The organism is Niabella hirudinis (genome assembly GCF_051201075.1).
In the GTDB taxonomy this organism is placed as follows: domain Bacteria; phylum Bacteroidota; class Bacteroidia; order Chitinophagales; family Chitinophagaceae; genus Niabella; species Niabella hirudinis.
On the sequence record NZ_JBPEHJ010000003.1, the window covers coordinates 340,346 to 357,859 of the forward strand.

At 47.7% G+C, this 17,514-nt stretch carries 14 protein-coding genes; 8 read left to right on the plus strand and 6 right to left on the minus strand.

All coding sequences use genetic code 11. From position 1 onward, the window contains the following. Complete coding sequence (locus GGU45_RS07940) at positions 1 to 1,428, plus strand: BatD family protein (RefSeq protein ID WP_435223600.1); 1,428 nt, start codon at positions 1 to 3, stop codon at positions 1,426 to 1,428. A gap of 35 nt (positions 1,429 to 1,463) precedes the next feature. Here the strand turns inward: GGU45_RS07940 and GGU45_RS07945 are convergent, their stop codons facing one another. Next, positions 1,464 to 2,330, minus strand: coding sequence for an AraC family transcriptional regulator (locus tag GGU45_RS07945; RefSeq protein WP_435223602.1), 867 nt, complete (start codon positions 2,328 to 2,330; stop codon positions 1,464 to 1,466). A 257-nt stretch (positions 2,331 to 2,587) separates the two neighbouring features. Continuing rightward, on the minus strand, positions 2,588 to 3,274 hold the full coding sequence (locus GGU45_RS07950; protein ID WP_435223604.1) for a zinc metallopeptidase: 687 nt from the start codon (positions 3,272 to 3,274) through the stop codon (positions 2,588 to 2,590). A 417-nt stretch (positions 3,275 to 3,691) separates the two neighbouring features. On the opposite strand from GGU45_RS07950, the gene radA reads away from it, so the two are divergent. The 4 genes from radA (at position 3,692) to GGU45_RS07970 (ending at position 7,998) form a co-directional block, all read left to right on the plus strand. Beyond that, on the plus strand, positions 3,692 to 5,077 hold the full coding sequence (gene radA / locus GGU45_RS07955) for a DNA repair protein RadA (protein WP_435223605.1): 1,386 nt from the start codon (positions 3,692 to 3,694) through the stop codon (positions 5,075 to 5,077). A gap of 123 nt (positions 5,078 to 5,200) precedes the next feature. Beyond that, positions 5,201 to 5,728 carry a hypothetical protein gene (locus GGU45_RS07960; protein WP_435223607.1) on the plus strand — a complete coding sequence of 176 codons (528 nt, stop codon included), beginning with the start codon at positions 5,201 to 5,203 and terminating at the stop codon, positions 5,726 to 5,728. A gap of 79 nt (positions 5,729 to 5,807) precedes the next feature. Then, the gene (locus GGU45_RS07965) at positions 5,808 to 6,617 is read left to right on the plus strand and encodes a fimbrial biogenesis chaperone (RefSeq protein WP_435223609.1); all 810 of its coding nucleotides are present in this window, start codon (positions 5,808 to 5,810) and stop codon (positions 6,615 to 6,617) included. Next, on the plus strand, positions 6,610 to 7,998 hold the full coding sequence (locus GGU45_RS07970; RefSeq protein WP_435223610.1) for a hypothetical protein: 1,389 nt from the start codon (positions 6,610 to 6,612) through the stop codon (positions 7,996 to 7,998). The genes GGU45_RS07965 and GGU45_RS07970 overlap by 8 nt, the downstream gene beginning before the upstream one ends. 10 nt (positions 7,999 to 8,008) lie before the next feature. Here the strand turns inward: GGU45_RS07970 and GGU45_RS07975 are convergent, their stop codons facing one another. Both GGU45_RS07975 and GGU45_RS07980 read right to left on the minus strand, forming a co-directional pair. Then, entirely contained in the window at positions 8,009 to 10,795 is a 2,787-nt protein-coding gene (locus GGU45_RS07975; RefSeq protein ID WP_435223611.1) for a COG1470 family protein, read from the minus strand. A gap of 136 nt (positions 10,796 to 10,931) precedes the next feature. Further along, a complete protein-coding gene (locus GGU45_RS07980) occupies positions 10,932 to 11,585 on the minus strand; it encodes a helix-turn-helix transcriptional regulator (protein ID WP_435223613.1) in 654 nt (217 codons plus the stop codon). Positions 11,586 to 11,723: 138 nt separating this feature from the next. Between GGU45_RS07980 and GGU45_RS07985 the strand changes: the two genes are divergently transcribed. The 3 genes from GGU45_RS07985 to GGU45_RS07995 all read left to right on the plus strand — a co-directional run bounded on the left by GGU45_RS07985 (position 11,724) and on the right by GGU45_RS07995 (position 14,741). Next, a complete protein-coding gene (locus GGU45_RS07985) occupies positions 11,724 to 12,425 on the plus strand; it encodes a ComF family protein (RefSeq protein WP_435223614.1) in 702 nt (233 codons plus the stop codon). A gap of 73 nt (positions 12,426 to 12,498) precedes the next feature. Further along, complete coding sequence (locus GGU45_RS07990; protein ID WP_435223615.1) at positions 12,499 to 13,017, plus strand: glutathione peroxidase; 519 nt, start codon at positions 12,499 to 12,501, stop codon at positions 13,015 to 13,017. Positions 13,018 to 13,103: 86 nt separating this feature from the next. Next, entirely contained in the window at positions 13,104 to 14,741 is a 1,638-nt protein-coding gene (locus GGU45_RS07995; RefSeq protein ID WP_435223616.1) for an amidohydrolase, read from the plus strand. 42 nt (positions 14,742 to 14,783) lie between these two features. On the opposite strand, the gene gnd is transcribed toward GGU45_RS07995, so the two are convergent. Together gnd and GGU45_RS08005 are read right to left on the minus strand one after the other, a co-directional pair. Beyond that, positions 14,784 to 16,241, minus strand: a complete 1,458-nt coding sequence (gene gnd / locus GGU45_RS08000) for a decarboxylating NADP(+)-dependent phosphogluconate dehydrogenase (protein WP_435223617.1) — start codon at positions 16,239 to 16,241, stop codon at positions 14,784 to 14,786. 150 nt (positions 16,242 to 16,391) lie between these two features. After that, entirely contained in the window at positions 16,392 to 17,438 is a 1,047-nt protein-coding gene (locus GGU45_RS08005; protein ID WP_435223618.1) for an endonuclease/exonuclease/phosphatase family protein, read from the minus strand. Positions 17,439 to 17,514 lie beyond the last annotated feature (76 nt).

Consider the following 17,514-nt stretch of genomic DNA (forward strand, 5'->3'; position numbering starts at 1 on the left):
ATGAAACGGTTTGGTTTATTAACGGTCCTGTTGCTGGCGTCATTGATCATGGCAGCCCAGCGAAATGTACTGGAGGCAAGATTAAAGAGCAGCATTTACCTGAATGTTTATGCTAATAAAACCATTTGTTATGTGGGAGAGCCCATCATTGTAACGTATAAATTATACTCTTCGCTCGAATCGGTTTCTGAAGTGGTAAAAGATCCGGCTTTCGCGGGCTTCGAGTTTCGTGACCTGATAAGCTCCGGGGATGGAATGGTAAGCCGGGAAACGGTTAACGGGGAAAGTTTTGATGTACACACCATCCGCAAAGTACAACTGACACCGCTGGAGGCCGGCAAGCTGGAGCTGGATCCCATGGTAATCAGTAACCGGATCAAGCTCGCCAATGGAGCGGGCAACCGTTCGGCTATACTGGACGGTATTGATGATAATATTCCCCTCAAAAACGGAGAATACCGGATGACCATTTCATCGGTGCCCATTACTATTAACGTAAATGACGCACCGACCAATGCCCACGCCCCTGTATACAATGGCGCGGTTGGAGATTTTAAAATGAATATCCATCTTTCAAAGATTAACTTTATCCCCGGCGAAAGGGGAACACTACAGATCACTATTACAGGCGCGGGCGATTTTAACCAGGTGACCCAGCCCGCTGTAACCTGGCCCAGGGAAATGGTGGTTTATCCTGCCAACGTGCAGGAGCAATACAACCGGAACAGCAGAACAGGACCGGGAACCAAAATTTTTACCATTCCGTTTACAACCGGTAAAGTGGGTACTTACACGCTGATGCCCATCCGGTTTTCTTATTTTGACGCAAAACAGAACCGCTATAATACGATCAACAACCCGCCTATCACTTTTTATTCGAGGGAGCCAGGCGCAACCCGGCGGGGAACAGGTGTTACAACCACACAAACTGAGCGAACCGATAATTTTGGTGCGCTGCTGGCAGGGCTGGGTATTGTGGCATTGCTATTGCTGATATTGATGTTGGTGCGCCGGTCAGGAAAGAAAGGTATTGCCGCAAAAGCAAAAAAAGGAGAAGGCCCTTCTACCGCGATGGTTGCTGTTTCAACAGAAGCACCCCGGCAAACGGTTCCACAGCCGGCAATGACCGTGGATATGCTGTTGCGGCCTGCTGAAAATAATGTATCCAAAGCGGGCAGTTCCTTTTACAGCCAGTTAAAACAAGGCATGCTGCAGTTTTTTGAACAGCGTTACCAGGTTTCTGCAGCACTGTTTAATAAAGCAGCCTTAAAAGAGAATATGACATTTCGAAATGTTCCGGAATCGCTCCAGGAAGAAGTATTTCACACGCTTACCGAAATTGAAATGAATATTTATTCGGCCGGGGGCATGGACAGTGACCGCATAAAGATGCTGGAAAAAACAAAAGCCGTACTAAACAAGTTATAACCACCCCGGTACTGTAAACCGGTTTAAAAAATAGCTTAGGCAATAAATTCCCGCTGGTACATCATTGGGCTCTTGCCGGTAATGATCTTAAAATATTTATGAAAACTGGTAAAATTATTAAAGCCGCTTTCAAAACACAGCCGCTTCAGGCACTGGTTCGTTTCGATCAGCAGTTTACAGGCATACCCCACTCTTAATTCAATCAGGAACTGGGAATAGGTTTTCCGGGTGCGCGATTTAAAAAAACGGCAAAACGAATTGGGGCTGATATTCGCAATATCTGCAATTTCTTCCAGGCTTATTTTGCGTTTGAAATTTTTGATGGAATAGTCAAAAACGGCTTGTATCCGTTCATTGTCGGTGGTAACGCAATCCGGTTTAAACCCAATAGAAGATAATTGTACACAGTTTTTTTCTTCCGATAGGATTGCCAGAGCCTCCAGCATCAAAATGATTCGCTGGCTGCCTTCGATGGTCAGGAGTTTTTCCAGGATGATCGCCACTTCCCGGTTAGCCTTTCCAAAGACCTGCAACCCTCTGCGGGATCGTTCCAGCAGGTTGCGGATGCCGCTGTTTTCCGGCAACTGCAGAAATTGCCCGCCCAAAAAGGTTTCGCTAAAATGAGCTACCCGTACATCGGTGGAATGACCGGGAGCCTCTTCAAAAAAAGAGGCATCAAATTTCCAGTAATGCGGCAGGTGTGCGCCCACCAGTACTACGTCCCCACCCCGGAACCGCCGGATACTGTCTCCAATAAACTGGGTACCTGCTCCTTTTTTTATGTGGATCAGCTCCAGCTCCGAGTGCATGTGCCATTTGTTGTTGATATGCGGAACCAGGTCTCGCCGCACGTTGAAAGAACGCTGCGGTTCATTTGAAACTTTAAGCAATTGCGGCCTCATGGTTATATGAATTCGTCAAACAATAGTTATTACAAGCGGGGATATAAAATTAGACGTTTATAAACATTGCTGAAAAAAAACTACGCAATCGTTGTAGCCGCCGGAAACTCCTGTCCCGGATCCCGGTGATGCCGGCACAAAAAAAAGGTTGCCCCAAAAGCAACCAGTTTTGAGGCAACCCCGGGGAAGCTGTTTCCCGGTAAAATACTAAGGATGACTGTCTTTCCCGGCCCGATGTCAGGCCCCGGGCCGTAATGCTAATCGCGGCGACCCGTAAATATAGAAATATACTGCAATAGCATCACCACGGCGGCCAGGGCTGCTACCACATAAGTGGTTGCCGCCCATTTCAGAGCGTCCTTCGCCATGGGATATTCCCTGCTATCGGTAACATTGGTATGGTTGAGCCAGGCCAGGGCCCGCTTGCTGGCGTCAAACTCCACTGGCAGCGTGATCAGCGAAAACAAAACGGTGATAGCCATTAAAACTATACCTGCCAGTAGCAGGGTATAACTGCCGGAGGCGGCCATTACCAGTCCTGCCAGGAGCACCCAGTTTACGATTGTAGAACTAAATTGTACCGCGGGTACCAGTTTGCTGCGCATCTGGAGCGGGGCGTATTGCGTGGCATGTTGCACGGCATGGCCACATTCGTGAGCCGCTACGGCTGCCGCTGCCACCGTGTGCCCGTCATAAACCTCGGGGCTCAGATTCACCGTCTTTTTTGCAGGGTCATAGTGATCGCTTAAAAAGCCCTGCACAGAAGTTACCTGAACATCATAAATCCCGTTTTCACGGAGCATTTTTTCGGCCACTTCCTTTCCGCTTAACCCCGCAGAAAGCGGAACTTTGCTGTAACGGCTGAATTTGCTCTTCAAAATCATCGATACCACCATGCTGATGCCCATGAATAGCAGCGATATCATCATAATTCCTGGTGTCATAATTCCTGTTTTTTATATTTGTCCTGCAAATCTCTCTCCAATAGCAAGATAAAGACCCGAACCGACTTTTTGTCATGTAGATAAGTTTTTTTAAGAATATTTTAGGGGTTGTTTTTTTATTAAATCACTAATAATCAGTTAATTGATTAATTTAAGAGCCCTGAAATTTCATCAGTTTTTGATTTGTTAATACCATTCTTCCCGAATTTGATTTTTTATTTCTAAGCCAGATTTGTACCTTAGTATCAGAATTTAATGGGTTAGTAAGTATTAAGGTCAGTCGAAAGATTGGCCTTTTTACTTTTTAGAGATTTGTTTGCATTAAAATACGGAGCCGGTTTATTTCAAATCGCTGATTGCTGAAAGCTGATGTCCTGATGCTTGATGCCGGATGCTGAATTCTGTTATCTTTACTTCATGGCTAAGGTTAAGAAATCTTTTTTTTGTCAGCATTGCGGGTATGAGAGTGTAAAGTGGTTGGGGCAATGCCCATCCTGTGCGCAATGGAATACATTTGTGGAAGAAGTGATTGATAAAGGATCTGATAAAACGGACTGGAATCAATATACGAACACCGTAAAGCGCGGCAATAAAACGATTCCCCTTCACGAGGTGATCAGCCAGGAGGAAGAACGCATGATAACCAGCGATGTGGAGCTGAACAGGGTACTTGGCGGCGGTATTGTAAACGGAAGCATCATCCTGGTTGCAGGAGAACCGGGTATTGGTAAGAGTACCTTGTTTTTACAATGCGGTTTAATTTTTGCAGATGCAAAGGTTTTATATATAAGTGGGGAAGAAAGTGAGCAGCAGATCAAGATGCGTGCAGACCGGTTGATGGCGGGCGGTGTCAAAAAGATCAATGAACAGTTTTTTCTGCTTACCGAAACCTCCACTCAAACCATTTTCCAGGAGATAAAAAAACTAAAGCCGCAACTGGTCATTGTGGATTCGGTACAAACATTGCAGTCTCCTGTTATTGATGCTTCACCGGGGAGTATATCGCAGATTAAGGAGTGTACATCCGAATTTCAGCGGTATGCCAAGGAAACGCACACGCCGGTTTTCCTCATCGGCCATATTACCAAGGAAGGAAGCATTGCCGGACCAAAGATTCTGGAGCACATGGTAGATGTGGTATTGCAGTTTGAGGGCGATCGCCATTATGCCTACCGTATCTTGCGTACGTTAAAGAACCGGTTTGGCAGTACCTCCGAGCTGGGGATTTATGAAATGACCGACCGGGGGATGCGGGGTGTTTTGAACCCCTCCGAAATACTGATCACTCAAAAGGAGGATCAGCTGAGCGGCATTGCCATTGCTGCAACTATAGAAGGGGTACGGCCCTTGCTCATTGAGGTGCAATCGCTGGTAACGCAATCTGTATATGGCACTCCTCAGCGAACCGCTACCGGTTTTGATCTTCGCCGGCTGCAGTTATTATTGGCGGTACTGGAAAAGCGCGGCGGTTTCCATTTTGGGGTTAAGGATGTATTCTTAAACATTGCCGGAGGTATAAAGGTAGAAGATCCTTCCATTGACCTGGCTGTACTTTGCTCCTTATTATCTTCCTATGAAGATGTGCCGCTGGCCCAAACCATTTGCTTTGCCGGGGAAGTGGGGTTAAGCGGTGAAATACGCGCGGTGAACAAGATTGACCAGCGTATCGCTGAAGCCGAAAAGCTGGGCTTTGAAAAGATTATCGTTTCCAAATACAACCAATCGCTGAAAGATGTTAGCCGGTTTCAGATTGAAGTGATCCGCATGAGCCGGGTAGAGGAAGTATACCAGTATCTTTTTTAAGCCGCTCACATCAATATGTGATAGTATAAATTTTTTAGTGGCCGCTAATTCTTCCACTTTTGCTGTTAGAATAGGAAACTATCCTGCTTAGAAATTGAATTTCTCCTCTAAAACTTTGTACGAATGCACAAAACAACCAAAAACAGGATCGTGCTGGCCGTATTTGCCATTTGCATGATCAGCACTGCACAAGCCCAACCCCAATTAGCGGATGTGACGGTTAAAGTAACATTAGCGGATGTGACATCCGTATCTACAACGGCCCCGCTGGGGGCAGCCAACGTTGATTTTACCTACGATGATGCCGGAGATTACAACACCGAACAGGTTAAAGAGATCGTTGACCAGTTTCGCGTTACCAGCACCGTCAGCTATGATGTGAGTGTAAAAGGAAGCAATGATTTCCTTCCCTCAACCGGCACTTCATTGTCTTTGGGTATTTTAAGGCTGGCCACGCGTACAACAGGTTCCGCAAACTATTCGGCCGATATGACGCCAACTACATTGCCACTGGTGCTTATTTCAACATCGCCGGCTGCCCTTGACCAGGGGTTTGATGTGCAATATAAAATTCCCGTAAATGCAGCATTAATTGCCGCCGCCAAAACCGAATACACTACAAATATTGTATATACGGTTGCGGCGCATTGATTTTTTGCCGCACCCATAGCGTGGATTTTTGAATAACAAGAACTTCCTGCTTTATTATTTTAAAATGATCGCTCCCCCAATGAGCCATTGGCCCCTTTGCCTCCTCTTAAGCCTTCTTTTTTGCTGTGGTTTGCAAGCCCAGCAGATCTCCTTTTCGCCCATGCGTCTTTTTTTTAAAGGCGCGCCAGGAGAAACCGTGAGTGAAACCATCACGATATCCAATACAACCAGCCAACCCTATGAATTCCTGCTGAATCTTAAAGACTGGAACCGCGATTCGCTGGGCACCAAACATTATTTTCCGGAAAGCAGCCTGCCGCATTCCAATGCAAAGAATATCAGTTTGCCCCAGACCAATTTTATAATCGCTCCCGGCGAAAAAAAAATCTATACGGTCAATATGCGGATACCCCTGGCAGACACCCAGAAAACGGCAAGCAACAGCATGTTGTTTTTTACGCAGGTAAATGCGCCGCGTACTAATGCAAAGGCTAAGCCCGGCCTCGGTATCCGGATCAGCATGGAATTTGGAATACAGTTGTTTTACACGCCACAGGCGGCGGATCGCGGCTCGCTCCAATTTGAGGCATTTAATTATGAGTCCCTGCGTATAAAGGATAGTGCTGTGCAGCGCCTGATCGTAAAGTATCAAAATACCGGGCAGGTGCATAAAGATGGCTTTATTCGTTTTGAACTGACGAATAAACAAACAGGAGAAGAAATAAAACCGGCGCCGGTACCTATGGCCATAGCGCCCCTGAGCAACCAGGTAGCGTATTGCCCGCTGGTTAAACAGGCCCCGGGCGATTATCTTGCGGTAGCCATACTGGACACCGGCGCCGGTAATGACCTGCAGGTGGCAGAAAAAAACATTCATGTGGATGAATAAATTGGCCGGCCTTTTCTGGCTGAGGCTGTTTCTTGGGTGTGGTGCGCCGGTAGCGGCCCAGAACCCCCAGCTGACCATTGACGAAGCGGCTTTAATTGCGGATACTAAAAGTGTAGAAGCAGACGGCTACAACTATAACCACGGCTTGCTTTCGCTGCTGCCCAATATTATGGTAAAGGGCAATGGAGACCTGAACCCTGTTTCCGGTGCTGCCATTCCCCTGGGAAGATTTACGGCTACTTATATCAGGGGAACCACAACGGGAAATACCGTTACCCTTAGTACTTCGCTCAACCAGTCAATGACCAGTTCGCTTTTGGAGTCATCATTGCTTAGTGATGGGCTTTTCAAGGTAAAGTACGAGGCCCCTGCGCTTTCCCAAGCGACCTGGCTGGCCGGAACCTATTCCAATACATTGGCTTATACGCTTAGTGCCATCGGCATTGGAGCTTCCGTTACTCCTGCACAGGTTACCATGACCGTTATTGTGCCCGCATTTATCAACGCAAGCAGTATCTCCGCTGCGCCCGCTAATATGGAATTGACGGTTAATGACCTGAAATATTTCCGCAATACAACGCTCGAATTCAGCAACGCATTTCAGCTGCGGCATACGGTTCCGGTACAGTTAACGGTGGCGGCAACCTCCTCACCCCAAATGGATTTTACCAATAGCTACCCGGGGGTAGCAGATCCGCAAACTTCCATTGGTAAAATACAGGTGCAAATGGGAGCAGTAACGGTGCCGCTGGGGACTACCAGCCAGCCGCTGGTGGCTAATGCACCCGTGTTGCAGGGCAACAAAACCGATTTTAATGCCCGTTTTTTTATCAGCCCAACGGATCTTAAAGCAGGCTTTATCAATAAAGGAAGTTATAAAACCACGGTTGTGCTGCAGGGTACCGGCACCAGCGGACCGGCGGCCACCTACAATAAAAACGTAGATCTTCTTGTAACCGTAAATGATCTTTCCGAATTGGTTGTTTCTGCTACGGATGTGACCCTTTCTTTTCAATCCGCGGAAAATTACAAAAACGGGGTAGCCGTAGATATGGCCAATCATTTGCGGGTAAGCAAAACAACACCCTATGATATCAGTGTAAAAGCATTGGCGGCTGATTTTACAGGCGCCGGCGCTGCCTCCGGGGTCACGCTGCCGGTAGGTATATTGGAGTTGGGCCCGGCTTCGGGCCAAACCGGTGTTAACACCATCAGTGCCCTCTCTGCAACAGATCAATTGCTGGTGAGCAGCGCTCTTCCTGCGGTGGACCGGTATTTGAATATCCGCTACCGGGTACCTGCGTCCGGCACACAATACCTGATCAACAAACCTGCCGGCACTTATGTGGTCAATATTCGTTATACGCTAACGGCGCATTAAGTCATTTTAGCTAAAACCGGGTTACCTCTACTTTCCGGCCCTGGTAGCTATACTTTAGTTCAATCGTTTGGCGCTGCTCCTGCCGAACCTGTACTATCCGGTTTTCCTGGAGCATGGTGAAGCCCGGTGCCCCGGTTTCTACTGAAAGGGTATATTGGTTTTCGGGAAGATAAAGGCGGAACAACCCCTCCTCATTAATAAGCGTCATAAATACGGCTCCGTTTTTTGAAACCGCTTTTACCCGGATACCGGCCGGCGTTGGCGGAGCATCGGCATATTTATCTGCCACATAAACCAATCTACCCGTTAGCAATTCCGTTTTTACAAGCGCTACGTCCATCCGGCTGTTTTTTTTGAGTGTTATTTCAAGGCCCTGCAAGAGGCTCCAGTTCTTATTATTCAGGATGGAGACCGAATAGCTTTTGTTTTTTTCGCCCGTAAATTTCACAGCACCCTTCCTGTTGGTAATGGCCATCGTACCATCGATACGTACCTGTACACCTGCGGCGGCGGGTTCCTCCGCATCGCGCCGGCCATTGGCATTGAGATCGGTATAAAAGAAAAGCTCCAGTTTTCCTTCCTGCTGATGATTTTTGGTATTGAAGCTCTTTTCTATTCCGAACCGGAGTTGCCTGCTGCTGTATCGGTATGCCGGGGTGGGATCGCCAGGGTCATCACCGGCCCCGGCCCCCCGGATAATATTATAGGCCATCGGCTGTACATTGACTCCAAAGAGCAGATCAGCAGTTAATGCCCAGTTGTTTTTAAGCTGCCAGCGGAGATTGCTGTTTATGGAATAGTTGGAGCCATGATTATAGCCGGAATAATTATAGGAAGCGCCTGCATTTACAGATACCTGCTGTTGAAAAAGGGTAAAGGCTGCCGTAGGCCCAAGGGACAAAAAACGATATTGTGGCCGCTCCAGCTTAAGTGCCAGGGCGTCCGTTAAATAATAGCTGTTAAACTGGGCAAATACCGAAAAACCCAATACCTGGCCTTTGTACGATGCATTGACGCGCGAGGAAAAGAAAGAAGTTTTGGGCTGGTGAGCGGCGTTTTGAAACGTATAGCCATTATCTGCTTCCAGGAAAACCGTATGCATGGCGTCAACATAACCCAGGTTTATTTTTCCACGAACGGATCCCGACCTCCGGGTTTTGTTTTCCGTTTGCATCCGGATATGTTGTGCAAAATAGTAAGGCCGGAGGGCAAGGTTCCAGTTTCCAGGCCGGCTGCTGTAGCCAATTTCGTAAATGCTGTTTCCAGAACGGTTAATTGTTGAAAGATATTCATTGCCAAAATAGTAAAGCAGCCTGGGGTTATTATTTAGCAGGCGTATGGTGGCGGAGAGGGTGCGGCTCCTGCCCAAATCAAAGGAACCGCTGTTGTCCAGCTGAAGCAATCCTCTTCTTAACCCTCCGTAGTAGGGTGTCGAATAATAATGGTAGCTATAGGCCCTGATACGGCTGCCATTGTATGCGAACTTTAATCCTGCAGCAAGCCCCCTCCGGCTGCGGGCGTCTTTTATATGAAGCTGGCTGTAGCCGGCTTCAGCCCCAAAATGTATTTTTTCGCTAACCGGCAGGGCGATGCTTCCGGAGAAAAGCGAAGTATTAACATGGCTCCAGGTATTGGAATTTCGTAATAAGATGAGGGTTTTATTATTTACGGGCGATGACTGGTCCTGATAAGCAATGGCAAAAGTAGCGCCCTGGTTTTGGGGAAGGGAGCGAAGCTCGTTGTATAACATGTAGTTGTTATCAATTCCGTATAAATTCAGCGATCGGCCGGGTCCGGTTTGCAAACGGGCTTTAATGCCCCTCCCGTTCAGGTTAAAATCAAGCAACTCGTAAATGGTTCCGGCCCTCAATCCCCACTTGGAGGATTGGTAGTTGATGTAGGTGTCATACAGGTTGAAACCCTTTTGCACCGGGTCGTTTACATAATCGGCGTTTAACCGGTATTGGAGCTGGCGGCTGCCGGCAAGGAAAAGACTGCCGTTGCCCTGCAGCTGGTACGCAGATAGACCAGCATTTACAGACAGATACCGCAAGCCAACGGTATTGGGCAAACTTTGCGAAAAAGAAGTCTGGTTCAGCCCAAGCCGTTTGTCGCTGCTCATGCTCATCATACGCAGGCTCTTTGCGGCAAGCTGGTTTCCTCTTTTGTCGAGGGCCCGGATAGTGACCAGGAAGTCGGAGGCAATACGGCTTCTCAGCTTGTTGGTGGCGGTAAACACAATGGTTTGCTGCTGCCCTGGCCCAAGGGTATGCCCGGTTCCATCGCCGGTAAATTCCAGTTCCTCCGGGATATTGCTTAACTCCAGGCGAAAGTCGACAGGGATCAGGCCGTTATTGTAGCAATGCACAGGGACGCTGGTTTGCCGGCTCATCCGGCTCAGGTAGATCTCCGGTTCGTCCGTATCCACCACCAGCCCCTGTATTTGTTGCAGGTAGGCCGTAAAGGAAGCCTGGGTTTGTACCGGAATGTGTTTTTGTACAGCCGCCAGCATGAAGCGAAACTGCTGAAAATGGCTATGCACCGTGCGCCGGTTGGCAAAATATTTAAGGGGGAACCATTTTTTTTCACCGGCCTGTAAGCGAATGCTGTCCGGCAGATCCAGCAGTCCTTTTACGGAGGTTTCCAGGTTTGTTTGGAAAAGGCAAACCGCAGCGGCGCTTTTGTTTTCAACCCAGAGACTATTGGAAAATGTTTCGCCCGGTCGGATGACTACCGTATCATATTTGAGGCCATAGCGCACAAGAGACTGCTGCGCTGTAACAAACAGGCTACCCATCAAACCCAGGATAAAGAAAACAATGCGCACGTAGATATAAGCAGTAAAAGCGGTAAGAGGACTTTAAATACGATTACACAAATGTACGTGGTAGCCAACCTTTTTGGCCGGTTACATAATCACATAAAGATGTGATTTAAAGATAGTGGAACCGGAGCAATGCAATAAGTTCTGCCTTGCTGTTGATCCGGAATGCTTTATATATATTTTTGATATGTTCGCGCACGGTATCGATAGAGATCTTGTATTTATGTGCGATCAGCTTATAGCTGAGTCCTTCCAGGATACCCTCTACAATTTGCCGCTGCCGGAAGGTAAGTTTGTCGGCCAGGTCAATATTGTGGTTGAGATAATCAAAAATCTTACGGGTAACGGCGGTACTGATAAAAGCATCACCCCCGATGATTTTTACCAGCGCTTCATTGAATGCAATGGCGGAGAAGGAGGCAGGAATGAAACCGCGCACACCGGAGCGGATGTATTTCAGCAGCAGGCCAAGATCCCCCACTTCGCCAAAGGTTACCAGCAGGGACCCGGGAAGGGACCGTGACAATGCAGCAACTGCCGACAAACTTTCGGGCCGTGTGAGGTCTGCTGCAAAAAAGATAAGCGCTGGCTGAGCAGAAGGGAGCCGGGATATATGCAAAGAAGGATCGCAGGGGGCCGTTACTACCTGAATCCTGAAGCGGAAAGCGCTGCTTTGCTCCAGAAATGCAGTTAAAGGCTCTGTAAAACAAATATTGTCCGATACAATCATCGTATCGATAATGGTATTAAAGGGCAAAACCATAATTTTTATTTATGTCAGCACCCACTGGGAGGAAAAGACCAACTAAATTTCAATTTTGGCTGAATAACAAGGTAAAATTACATATAAAAGTTTGGTTTTGCATACCGTTGTTGGTATATTTGGTTATAAGCTAATACCATGAAGACAGTACAGCGCTTTTGGAGTGCGTTTTCTCATCTTTTTTATCCGCATGTGTGCGCAGGTTGCGGCAGTGATGCCTTACCGCAAAACAGCGAACTCTGTTTGTCCTGCCTGCACGGGTTGCCGGTAACCGGCTTTGAAGATAATGCCCGCAATCCTATTGAAAAAATTTTTTCGGGAAGGATCCGGGTTGAAGAGGCTTGCGCCCATTATTATTTTTCAAAACAGTCGGCTATGCAGCATATACTGCACCAGGTTAAATACGGTGGTAACAGGGCGCTGGCGCAGCAGTTGGGCGTAGCGCAGGGCGCTGCATTAAAGAGGTCATCTCGTTTCAGTTCGATCGATCTTATCGTGCCCATGCCCTTATTTATTGCAAGAGAGCGGGAGCGGGGCTATAACCAGGCGCTGGTTTTATGCGGTGGTATTGCTTCGGTTATCGATCGGCCCGTTTGCGCAAAACTCGTTTACAGAAGCCAGGCAACAGCCACCCAAACAAAAAAAAACCGTATCGATCGCTGGAACAATATCCAGGGTAAGTTCAGCGTACCGGACGGCGCCCCTGCAGCAAACCGGCACCTGCTGCTGGTGGATGATGTGGTAACCACCGGTGCAACGCTGGAGGCCTGTGGCAACGTCCTACTAAAAATACCTGGTGTAAAGTTGAGCATTGCCGTTTTGTGTTTTGCCAGCGACTGAGCCCCGGGGCATTGTTGTTTAATAAAAAAGAATAAGAAAAACCGGTTACCTTTAGCAAATAAATCACATATATATGAAAGTATTTTTAATGACGTTGGTGCTGGTAGCGGGGATCGCAGCCAGTTCCATTTATGATTTTAAGGTAGACGGGCTTACCGGAGGTTCCATCAACTTCAAGGATTTCAAAGGGAAAAAGATCCTGGTGGTAAATACGGCCAGTAAGTGCGGGTACACCCATCAGTATGAGGGACTTGAGGAGTTGTATAAAAAGTACAAGGATAAACTGGTGATCGTTGGATTTCCGGCTAATAATTTTAAGTCCCAGGAGCCCGGCAGCAACGATGAAATTGCTGAGTTTTGCAAGAAAAACTATGGGGTCAGTTTTCCAATGGCCAGCAAAATATCTGTTCAGGGAAAAGATATGGCACCTATTTATAAGTATTTAATTGCTGAAGCGGAGAAGAAAGGAATAAAAGATCCGATCAAGTGGAATTTTACAAAGTTTTTGATGGATGAGAAGGGCGCACTGATTGCCGTGTTTCCCTCGAAGGTAGAACCCATGAGCGAAGATCTTTTAAAATACCTGAACTAAGTTTTCTATATATTTTTTCCGGCAACAAGCAATTAATAGCCCCCGTAAAAAGGGGCTATTTTTTTATATTCGCTATAAAATAGCTTATGCGTACGCTGGCCCTTGTTGTATTAATAAATGTATGTATGATCGCCTGCCACACAAAAAAAGAAGCAGATTTGCTGGTGTTTAACGGTACCATTTATACGGCGGATAGCTCCTTTAGCAAGGCGGAAGCCATGGTTATCAAAGACGGTAAGATCGTTGCACTGGGTACCAAAAACAATCTGGAAAAGCAATATACCTGTAAAGAACGGCTTGATGCGGCAGGAAAATTCATTTACCCGGGTTTTATTGATGCTCATGCACATTTTGCAGGGTATGCGAAAGCAGTTTCTGAATTGGACCTGGTAAATACCCGGCAATGGGAAGAGGTACTGCACCGGCTTAGTGACTATGAAACCAGCCGCGATGCTGCGGCCTGGATCATTGGCCGGGGCTGGGATCAGAATGATTGGCCGGATAAAGAATTTCCGACCAATGAGGCGCTGAATAAAAAATATCCCAACCGGCCGGTGTACCTGGTCCGGATCGATGGACATGCGGCCATTGCTAACAATAAAGCATTAGAGCTGGCAGGAGTAAAAGCAGGCGACACTATTGCCGGGGGCGAATACCAGGTAAAGAATGGAAAGCTTACCGGTGTCCTGGTCGACAATGCCATGGATAAAGTGGCTTCGCAAATCCCGGAACCCTCCTTTGAGGAGCTCAGAACCATGCTCGGGCAGGCGCAGGCCAACTGCTTTGAGCAGGGCCTTACCTCCATACACGATTGCGGACTCAACTACGACATGGTGGAGAAAATGGAGGCCATGCAAAAGAGCGGCGCCCTGAAAATGCGGTTGTATGTCATGCTGAGCGATGCAAAACAGAACTATGATTACCTGCTGAAGCGGGGTATCATTAAAACCAGCCGGATGCATGTGCGGGGGTTTAAGGTCTTTTCGGATGGCGCGCTGGGATCAAGAGGCGCCTGTCTGTTGCACGACTATTCCGACAGGGCGGGATGGAAGGGGTTCCTGTTGAGCAGTCCCGAACATTTTGATTCGGTGGCGCGTGTTATTGCAGCGCAAGGCTGGCAGATGTGCACGCATGCTATTGGAGACAGCGCCAACCGCACCATACTGGAAATATATGCAAGACACCTGAAGGGCCGGAATGATCTGCGCTGGAGGATTGAGCATGCCCAGGTGATCAACGGCAACGATTTTCATTTCTTTGGCGATTACCAGATTGTGCCCTCGGTGCAGCCCACCCATGCCACATCCGATATGTACTGGGCCGGTAGCCGGCTGGGCAGGGATCGGGTAAAAGACGCGTATGCTTACCTGAAATTATTAAAACAAAATGGCTGGATCCCGCTGGGGACCGACTTTCCGGTGGAGGACATTTCGCCACTGAAAACTTTTTATGCGGCGGTGGTCAGAAAGGATGCAACGGGATTTCCTGCATCGGGGTTCCAGGTAGAAAATGCGTTAACAAGAGAACAGGCACTGCGGGGAATGACGATTTGGGCAGCAAAGGCGGCATTTGAGGAGCAGGAAAAAGGCAGCCTGGAGCCAGGAAAACTGGCTGATTTTGTGGTGCTGGATTATGATCTGATGCAGGCCCCGGAAACGGAATTATTAAAAATAAAAGTGTTGAAGACCTATTCAGGCGGGGAGGTGGTGTTTGAAAAGAAATAGGAAAGACCTGTGAGGTTTACAAAACCTCACAGGTCCGGGCGGCTACACATCGTAGGTGGTAGACGCAGTATCGCCACCCCTTCCCGTCCAGTTGGTATGGAAGAACTGTCCGCGGGGTTTATCGGTTCTTTCGTACGTGTGGGCGCCAAAGTAATCGCGTTGTGCCTGTAGCAGGTTTGCCGGCAACCGCTCGGCGCGGTAGCCATCGTAGAAGCTGATTGCCGCGTTCAGGCAGGGTACGGGAATACCGTTTTGTATGGCTGTAGCAGCTACCTGCCTTAACCCGTTCTGGCAGGCCTGAATTTTTTCAGCAAAATAGGGATCCAGCAGCAGGTTGGCGAGGTCCGGGTTTTGGTCAAATGCTTCTTTAATATTGCCCAGGAAGCGGGAACGGATGATGCATCCGCCTCTCCACATCAGCGCAATATTGCCATAGCTCAGTTCCCAGTTATATTCTTTCGCAGCCGCTTTCATCATCTGGTAGCCCTGTGCATAGGAAATAACTTTTGCGGCATACAGCGCGTCCCTCAGGTTATCAATAAAAGCTTTTTTGTCGCCATTAAATCCGGGCTGCGGACCAGCGGTCAGCACCTTCGATGCTGCTACTCTTTCATCCTTTAATGCAGAAAGACAGCGGGAGAATACCGACTCTGTGATCAGCGTTAGCGGAACGCCCAGTTCCAGCGCCACGGTTCCGGTCCATTTACCCGTACCTTTTTGTCCTGCGGTATCCAGGATGCGGTCAATGATGGGGGTACCGTCCGCCTCTTTATAAGCCAGGATATCACGGGTGATTTCGACAAGGTAGCTGTCCAGTTCGCCCTTATTCCATTCTTTAAACACTTCATGCATCGCATCAGCCGACATGCCCAATACGTCTTTCATAATATGATAGATCTCGTTGATCAGCTGCATATCGCCATATTCAATCCCGTTGTGCACCATTTTTACAAAATGACCCGCACCACCGGTACCCACCCAATCGCAGCAGGGCGTACCATCGGCTACTTTAGCGGCAATACCCTGGAAGATGGGTTTTACCGCAGGCCATGCTTCTTTGGATCCGCCGGGCATAATGGAGGGGCCAAGTAAAGCACCTTCTTCTCCGCCCGAAACGCCCGTACCAATAAAATACAGTCCTTTGCTCTCTACATATTTCACCCGGCGCTCGGTATCCGGAAAATGGGAGTTGCCGCCATCAATAATGATATCGCCTTCATGCAGGTGCGGAATCAGCAGGTCGATGAAGTCATCTACCGGTTTACCGGCTTTTACCATCAGCATCACCTTCCTGGGAGATTTTAATGAGGCCACCAGGTCCTCGATCGACTTTGCACCATAAATATTCTTTCCTTTTGCCCTGCCGTTTACAAAATTTTCTACTTTATCAACAGAGCGGTTGTATGCGGTTACATGAAAACCCTTGCTTTCCATATTCAGGATCAGGTTTTCGCCCATTACTGCAAGGCCAATAACGCCTATGTCAGATACTTCATTCATAATTACGCGGAATTAATGTATAAACTAAAAATATTAACCTCCAAATTTAATCCGATGGGCGGTTAAATCCAATTCCGTTCTGCGGATATGGGGTATAATTATAAAATTTACAATTAATAGCGTGTTTTTATGATAGTTTTTTAAGAAGCGCTAGGGGAAATGTTTTAATAGGACCATCATCACGGGGAAATGATCGCTATACCCGCCGCGGTACAGATCCCCGGTATAGCTGCGCATGGGGTATCCTCTGTAGGGACCAATGTTTTCGATAAGCGCGTCTTTTTTAAATACAGCATTTTTATAAAAGAAGAACCCGGTTTGCTGCTTCTCAAGAAAGCCTTCGGAGAGGAGGATCTGATCAAAAAGGCTCCAGGCGTTCTGGTAGGCAAGGGTTCCTGTTCCGTTTTTGTAAAGGGATACCCATGGGTTGTACAGTTCTCCCATTTTTATGGCTGCCGCCTGATCGGTGGTCTTTAGCCCGTTTACAATACTATTGCTGACCGGCTCATCATTAAAGTCGCCCATAACAATAATTTTAGCCATAGGATTGTACCTGATCAGGGTATCGATGAACCGGCGGATGGTAAGGGCAGCGGCCATACGGCCCGGGGCTGATTTTTTTTCACCGCCATAGCGGCTGGGCCAATGGTTTACGAACACATGTACTTTTTCTCCATTCAGCAGCCCGGTTACCCAAAGGATATCGCGTGTATAGCCGGATTCTTTTGTACCCTCGGGGATTTTCACAAAAAGCGGCCTGCTTTTTTGCAAACGGAAATACCGGGGATTATAGAACAGTGCTACATCCATGCCACGCGCATCTTTTGAATCATGATGTGCATACCGGTAATGACGGATAGTTAGCAGCGGATGCTGTGCCAGGGCATCCAGCACGGTATTGTTTTCAACCTCCGATACCCCCAGCAGGGCGGGTCCATCGGGGTTAATATCTGTACCAATGCGGGAGATGACCGCCGCCAGGTGATCTGTTTTTTCCTTAAAAACAGTACTGGTATAGGCTTTCGTGCCTCCCGGAGTAAAGGCTTCATCGTCCTGCCGTTTATGAAAAACGGTATCATAGAAATTTTCCAGATTGTAAAAGGCAATAATGGCAGACTGGTATTTCCGGGGCTGGGCGGCTGCATTTAAACAGCAGGAAATGATGATTGCCAATGTCAGAAATGGGATCTTTTTCATAGGTTTTATTTCTATTGCGAAAGTCATAAAAAATTTTAAAATAAAAAAAATTAAACATTTAATTTATTTAGTATAT

What these genes read in the sequence shown, in the direction of transcription:
- GGU45_RS07965 (WP_435223609.1), top strand. Translation starts at nt 5,808, where the DNA reads ATGAGCCATTGGCCCCTTTGCCTCCTCTTAAGCCTTCTTTTTTGCTGT.
- GGU45_RS07945 (WP_435223602.1), bottom strand. Translation starts at nt 2,330, where the DNA reads ATGAGGCCGCAATTGCTTAAAGTTTCAAATGAACCGCAGCGTTCTTTC.
- GGU45_RS07970 (WP_435223610.1), top strand. Translation starts at nt 6,610, where the DNA reads ATGAATAAATTGGCCGGCCTTTTCTGGCTGAGGCTGTTTCTTGGGTGT.
- GGU45_RS07950 (WP_435223604.1), bottom strand. Translation starts at nt 3,274, where the DNA reads ATGACACCAGGAATTATGATGATATCGCTGCTATTCATGGGCATCAGC.
- GGU45_RS07985 (WP_435223614.1), top strand. Translation starts at nt 11,724, where the DNA reads ATGAAGACAGTACAGCGCTTTTGGAGTGCGTTTTCTCATCTTTTTTAT.
- GGU45_RS08005 (WP_435223618.1), bottom strand. Translation starts at nt 17,438, where the DNA reads ATGAAAAAGATCCCATTTCTGACATTGGCAATCATCATTTCCTGCTGT.
- GGU45_RS07980 (WP_435223613.1), bottom strand. Translation starts at nt 11,585, where the DNA reads ATGGTTTTGCCCTTTAATACCATTATCGATACGATGATTGTATCGGAC.
- radA (WP_435223605.1), top strand. Translation starts at nt 3,692, where the DNA reads ATGGCTAAGGTTAAGAAATCTTTTTTTTGTCAGCATTGCGGGTATGAG.
- GGU45_RS07990 (WP_435223615.1), top strand. Translation starts at nt 12,499, where the DNA reads ATGAAAGTATTTTTAATGACGTTGGTGCTGGTAGCGGGGATCGCAGCC.
- GGU45_RS07995 (WP_435223616.1), top strand. Translation starts at nt 13,104, where the DNA reads ATGCGTACGCTGGCCCTTGTTGTATTAATAAATGTATGTATGATCGCC.
- GGU45_RS07975 (WP_435223611.1), bottom strand. Translation starts at nt 10,795, where the DNA reads ATGGGTAGCCTGTTTGTTACAGCGCAGCAGTCTCTTGTGCGCTATGGC.
- gnd (WP_435223617.1), bottom strand. Translation starts at nt 16,241, where the DNA reads ATGAATGAAGTATCTGACATAGGCGTTATTGGCCTTGCAGTAATGGGC.
- GGU45_RS07960 (WP_435223607.1), top strand. Translation starts at nt 5,201, where the DNA reads ATGCACAAAACAACCAAAAACAGGATCGTGCTGGCCGTATTTGCCATT.
- GGU45_RS07940 (WP_435223600.1), top strand. Translation starts at nt 1, where the DNA reads ATGAAACGGTTTGGTTTATTAACGGTCCTGTTGCTGGCGTCATTGATC.